Here is a 5439-nt window from a genome sequence, read left to right on the forward strand (position 1 = left end):
GTCGTCAGGTCGTCGCGCGCTCGGCCGCCGTGGACCGGCTGCCGCCCCGGCCCGCCGAAGAGGTCGTTGATGTCGAACCCGCCCGCGCTGCCTCCGCCAGCCCCCGCGCGCCCGAAGATGTCGTTGAAGAGGTCCCCCAGGTCCACGCCCTCGGTGCTGAAGGGGATGCCGCCGCCCCCGCTGCCCCCGGCCGCCTGGGCCGCGCGGTACTGGCGATAGGCCGCGGCCTTCTTCTCGTCGAAGCCGATCTTCTCCGCGTCCTCGCCGAACTCGTCGTAGAGCGCGCGCTTCTTCGGGTCGCCCAGCACCTCGAAGGCGGTGTTGATGCGCTTGAACTTCTCCTCCGCGCCCTTGTCGCCAGGATTGACGTCGGGGTGATGCTGGCGCGCGAGCTTGCGGAAGGCCTTCTTGAGGTCGTCCGCCGAGGCCGTCCGTGGCACGCCCAGAATCTGGTAGTAGTCGTCAGCCATAGGTTTTTGAGGGTGGTGCAGTACCCGACAAGGGAGAACGTAACCAGCGGGGCGGTGAGCGCCAGCACGGGATGTCCGGACAGGGCCGCGATGGTTACAGTCGCCGGAACATGAGGAAGGCCATGCCAGCACCGCGCCCCCGCCGGACGCCCCCTCCATGGCTGGCGTGCGGGCTGCTCCCCGTGGCGCTGGGGATTGCCCTGGGGTCCTGGGTGACCGCCCATGCCGCCTCCCCGCCGCCCGCTCCCGCCGTGGAAGAGGGCAGGGTGATGGACCGCGTGGTGGCGGTCATCGAGGGCCAGGTCCTCACCCAGAGCGAGCTGGAGATGGAGGCCCGGGTGGCGCTGATCCAGCGGGGGGCCGTGCAGGCCGCCGCCCTGCCGCTGGACGAGCAGACGCTCCGGGGGGCCCTGGAGCTGTCCATCAACCAGCGCCTCCAGGTGCTGAGCGCCGACCGCCTGCAGGCCTTTCCGGCCGAACCGGCGGAGGTAGAGACCCGGCTGGACGCCTTCCGTGCGCGGCTGGGCGGGGAGGAGGCGCTCCAGCGCTTCCTGGACCGGCACGGCGTGGACCGCGACGCCCTGGTGGCCGTGCTGGTGCGGGGGCTGAGGGCGGAGCGAATCCTCGACAGTCGGGTCCGGTTGAAGGCTCAGGTGAGCGAGGCGGAGGTTCGTCACCACTATGACGCGCACCGGGACCTGTACCCCGGTGAGTTCGACCAGGCGGCGCGCACGGCCATCCGCGAGGAGCTGGTGCGGGCGCGCTACGGAGAGCTGGCGGCCCAGGCCCTGGCTGAAGTACGCAGGTCGGCGCAGGTGCGGCGGGTGGCGCCCTTCGCACGGGAGGCACGGCGATGAGACGGCTGCGGGAGGACGGGACGCCCGACAAGGGGAGGGGCTTCCTCATCCGGCAGATGACCGTGGACGACATGCCGGCGGTGATGGCGCTGGAGAAGGCGTCCTTCAAGAACCCCTGGTCCACGGAGCTGCTCGGGCGCGAACTCCAGCACGACTGGTCCACCATCCTCCTCGTGGAGGAGCCGCGCCCCGAGGGCGGCGTGGAGCTGCTGGGTCTGGCCATCTTCTGGATCGTCCACGACGAGGTCCACGTCCTCAACGTCGCCACCGCCCCCGTGCACCGCCGCCGGGGCGTCGCGCGCGTCGTGATGGAGGAGGTCTTGCGCCGGGGCGTGGCGCGCCGGTGCTCCCTGGCCACGCTGGAGGTGCGCCGGGGCAACGAGTCCGCCCTCAGCCTCTACCGCTCGCTGGGCTTCCGGCCGGTCGGCATCCGCCCGAACTACTACGTGGACGAGGGCGAGGACGCGATCGTGATGGTCCTCGACTTCTAGGGGCCTAAGGGAGTAGAGCGTCCGGCCGTCGTCGCAGTCCCAGGTTTTTCGGGTGTGAGGGGAATGCACCCGGGTCCTCTGGCCGGTTCTGGCCCAGGGGCAAGCCATGCTTGACACCCGGGGGGCCCTCCCTATACTCGCGGGCCTTTTGTGTAGCCTGTAGGTAGATATGCTCCGCTTTCGTGTAGCCGGACGCGGGGTCCCCATCGAAGAAGAGGTTTCAGTGCCGACCATCAGCCAGCTCGTCCGCAAGGGCCGCGAGAAGCTCAACATCAAGGGCAAGAGCCCTGCCCTGAAGGAGTGCCCCCAGAAGCGCGGTGTGTGCACGCGCGTCTACACCACGACCCCGAAGAAGCCGAACTCGGCCCTCCGCAAGGTGGCCCGCGTGCGTCTCACCAACGGCATCGAGGTCACCTCCTACATCCCCGGCGTGGGTCACAACCTCCAGGAGCACTCGGTGGTCATGATCCGCGGTGGCCGTGTGAAGGACCTCCCGGGCGTTCGCTACCACATCATCCGCGGCACGCTGGACTCCGTGGGCGTTGCCGGTCGCAAGCAGAGCCGCTCCAAGTACGGCGCCAAGCGCCCCAGCTAGTCCGGTTCTCCCGCGCGTCGTTGGCGCGGAACACCTTCGCGGTACCTGAAGCAGTGTTGGACGCTGGCCCCACACCCTGGGGAGTGTCCCTGGAAGTTCCAAGCAGTCGTTCTTGAAGCCCCCTGAACAAGGCTTTCCTCAAAAGCGAGGAGAGTGGGGCGTAAGGGAAGAGATGCCTCGTCGTCGCGTAGTCGCCAAGCGGAAGATTCTCCCGGATCCGAAGTTCCAGGACCGGCTCGTCACCAAGTTCGTCAACGACCTGATGCGCAAGGGGAAGAAGTCCATCGCGGAGGGCGTGTGCTACGGCGCCTTCGCCCTCATGGAGGAGCGCGCGAAGGAAGACCCCCTCAAGACGTTCAAGAAGGCCCTGGACAACGTCAAGCCCGTCCTCGAGGTGAAGAGCCGCCGCGTCGGTGGCGCCACCTACCAGGTGCCCGTGGAAGTCCGTCAGGACCGCCGCGTCGCGCTGGGCATGCGCTGGATCATCTCCTACGCCAAGGCGCGTGGTGAGAAGACCATGCAGGAGAAGCTGGCCGGCGAGATCATGGACGCCGCCAACAACCGCGGGAACGCGGTGAAGAAGCGTGAAGACACGCACAAGATGGCGGAAGCCAACAAGGCCTTCGCTCACTACCGCTGGTAGGTCCCGAAAGGGGCTTCGCGGTTGCCGCCCGGATGCGCTGCCAGCGTCCGGGCGGTTTTGTTTGTCAGCCCTGGCAGATGTCCCAGAGACGTCCGGAAGGAACCGAGTCATGGCCCGTGAGTTCCCCCTCGAGCGCTACCGCAACATCGGCATCATGGCGCACATCGATGCCGGCAAGACGACCACCACCGAGCGGATCCTGTTCTACACAGGCGCCATCCACAAGATGGGCGAGGTGCACGAAGGCACCACCACCACGGACTGGATGGTCCAGGAGCGAGAGCGAGGCATCACCATCACCTCCGCGGCCATCAGCGCCTTCTGGGAGCGGACGGGCCAGCGCTACCGCGTGAACATCATCGACACGCCGGGGCACGTGGACTTCACCATCGAGGTGGAGCGCTCGCTGCGCGTGCTCGACGGCGCCATCGCCGTGTTCGACGCGGTCAACGGCGTGGAGCCGCAGTCGGAGACGGTGTGGCGCCAGGCGGACCGCTACAAGGTCCCGCGCATCTGCTTCATCAACAAGATGGACCGGGTGGGCGCGGACTTCGAAATGTCCGTCGGCACCATCAAGGAGAAGCTGGGTGCGCGTCCCGTGCGCATGCAGCTGCCCCTGGGCAGCGAGGACAAGCTCAAGGGCGTCATCGACCTGGTGCGCATGAAGGCACTGGTGTTCCAGGACGCGGAGCAGGGCAGCCGCTTCGAGGTCGTGGACATCCCCGCGGACTACCAGGAGGCCGCCACCGCCGCGCGCGGGGAGCTGCTGGAGGCCGCCGCGGAGCAGGACGACGCGCTCACGGAGAAGTTCCTCAACGGCGACGAGCTGACCGAAGAGGAGGTGCGCGGCGCCATCCGCAAGGGGTGTGTGGGGCTGAAGCTGTTCCCGGTGTTCTGCGGCTCGGCGTTCCGTCACAAGGGCGTGCAGCCGCTGCTGGACGCGGTGGTGGACTACCTGCCCAGCCCGCTGGACATCCCGCCGATCCACGGCAAGACGCCCAAGGGCGAGGACGCCATCCGCGAGACGCGCGACGACGCCCCCTTCAGCGCGCTGGCGTTCAAGATCATGAACGACCCCTCCTTCTCGTCGCAGACGCTGACGTTCCTGCGCGTCTACTCCGGGAAGCTGGAGGCGGGCACGGCGGTGTGGAACTCCGTGAAGGGCAAGCGCGAGCGCGTCAGCCGGCTCGTGCAGATGCGCGCGGACAAGAAGGACGAGCTCACGGAGTGCTACGCCGGCGACATCTGCGCGGTGGTGGGCCTGAAGCTCGCGACCACGGGCGACACGCTCTGTGACGACAAGCAGCAGATCGTCCTGGAGCGCATGGAGTTCCCCGAGCCGGTCATCGACATCGCCATCGAGCCGAAGTCCACCGCGGACCAGGACAAGATCATCCAGGCCCTGCAGCGGCTGGCCATGGAGGACCCGTCCTTCCGCGTGCGCTCCAACGAGGAGACGGGCCAGACGCTCATCGCCGGCATGGGCGAGCTGCACCTCGAAATCATCGTCGACCGGCTCCTGCGCGAGTTCAAGGTGGACGCGAACATCGGCAAGCCGCAGGTGGCCTACCGCGAGACGGTGACGGCGACGAAGGAGGCGGAGGGCAAGTACATCCGCCAGGCGGGTGGCAAGGGGCAGTACGGCCACATCAACCTGCGCGTGTCCCCGAACGAGCCGGGCAAGGGCTTCGAGTTCGTCAACAGCATCACCGGCGGCGCCGTGTCCAAGGAGTTCGTGGACGCCGCGCGCGACGGCGCGAAGGAGGCCATGCAGAACGGCCCCGTCGCGGGCTACCCCATGGTGGACGTGAAGGTGGAGGCCTACGACGGCTCCATGCACGACGTGGACTCGTCGGAGATGGCGTTCAAGATCGCCGGCTCCCTGGCCTTCAAGGACGCGGTCCGCGCGGCGAGCCCGGTGCTCCTGGAGCCCATCATGGCCACGGAGGTCGTCACCCCGGAGGCCGCCATGGGCGACGTCATCGGCGACCTGAACGGCCGGCGCGGGAAGATCCTGGGCATGACGCCCCGGCCTGGCGGCGTGCAGGCCATCCAGGCGGAGGTGCCCCTGGCCGCCATGTTCGGGTACTCGACCGACCTGCGCAGCAAGAGCCAGGGAAGGGCGACCTACACCATGCAGTTCAAGCACTACGCACCGGCGCCCAAGTCAGCGCTCAACCCGAGCTACTGACCTCCCGGCCGTAGGGGGAGCCGCCGGGCGAATTCTATTGACGTTCCAGCGGCTTTGAAGCACACGCAGCACCCTTCGGAAGTTCTCTCGAAGTCCTATACCGCCGGGGTTGCACCGGCGGCGTCGTGAGGAGCGGTTCATGTCCAAGGAAAAGTTCGATCGCAGCCTGCCCCACGTGAACATCGGAACGAT

Annotated in this window: 6 protein-coding genes; 5 read left to right on the forward strand and 1 reads right to left on the reverse strand. The window is 68.0% G+C overall.

The genetic code is table 11. The features are described 5' to 3' along the window. The coding region (locus ACLEQD_RS35705; protein WP_410390291.1) for a DnaJ domain-containing protein at positions 1-470 on the reverse strand (470 nt) is incomplete at its 3' end. Between the two features lie 122 nt (positions 471-592). Here ACLEQD_RS35705 and ACLEQD_RS35710 point away from each other — a divergent pair. From ACLEQD_RS35710 to fusA, 5 genes are all read left to right on the forward strand, one after another. Beyond that, positions 593-1327, forward strand: coding sequence for a hypothetical protein (locus tag ACLEQD_RS35710; RefSeq protein ID WP_410390293.1), 735 nt, complete (start codon positions 593-595; stop codon positions 1325-1327). Continuing rightward, positions 1324-1818: a ribosomal protein S18-alanine N-acetyltransferase gene (rimI, locus tag ACLEQD_RS35715; RefSeq protein WP_410390295.1), complete on the forward strand. Its 495-nt coding sequence runs from the start codon at positions 1324-1326 to the stop codon at positions 1816-1818. Before ACLEQD_RS35710 ends, rimI begins: the two co-directional genes overlap by 4 nt. A 223-nt stretch (positions 1819-2041) precedes the next feature. Then, on the forward strand, positions 2042-2413 hold the full coding sequence (rpsL, locus tag ACLEQD_RS35720; protein ID WP_014395857.1) for a 30S ribosomal protein S12: 372 nt from the start codon (positions 2042-2044) through the stop codon (positions 2411-2413). A gap of 172 nt (positions 2414-2585) precedes the next feature. Further along, on the forward strand, positions 2586-3056 hold the full coding sequence (rpsG, locus tag ACLEQD_RS35725) for a 30S ribosomal protein S7 (protein ID WP_014395858.1): 471 nt from the start codon (positions 2586-2588) through the stop codon (positions 3054-3056). 109 nt (positions 3057-3165) lie between these two features. Continuing rightward, complete coding sequence (fusA, locus tag ACLEQD_RS35730; RefSeq protein WP_410390297.1) at positions 3166-5247, forward strand: elongation factor G; 2082 nt, start codon at positions 3166-3168, stop codon at positions 5245-5247. Positions 5248-5439: the final 192 nt, after the last annotated feature.

Source organism: Corallococcus sp. 4LFB (assembly GCF_046520365.1).
Classification (GTDB): Bacteria; Myxococcota; Myxococcia; order Myxococcales; family Myxococcaceae; genus Corallococcus; species Corallococcus caeni.

Coding starts and splice junctions, on each gene's coding strand:
- ACLEQD_RS35710 (WP_410390293.1), top strand. CDS start 593: ATGCCAGCACCGCGCCCCCGCCGGACGCCCCCTCCATGGCTGGCGTGC.
- rimI (WP_410390295.1), top strand. CDS start 1,324: ATGAGACGGCTGCGGGAGGACGGGACGCCCGACAAGGGGAGGGGCTTC.
- rpsG (WP_014395858.1), top strand. CDS start 2,586: ATGCCTCGTCGTCGCGTAGTCGCCAAGCGGAAGATTCTCCCGGATCCG.
- fusA (WP_410390297.1), top strand. CDS start 3,166: ATGGCCCGTGAGTTCCCCCTCGAGCGCTACCGCAACATCGGCATCATG.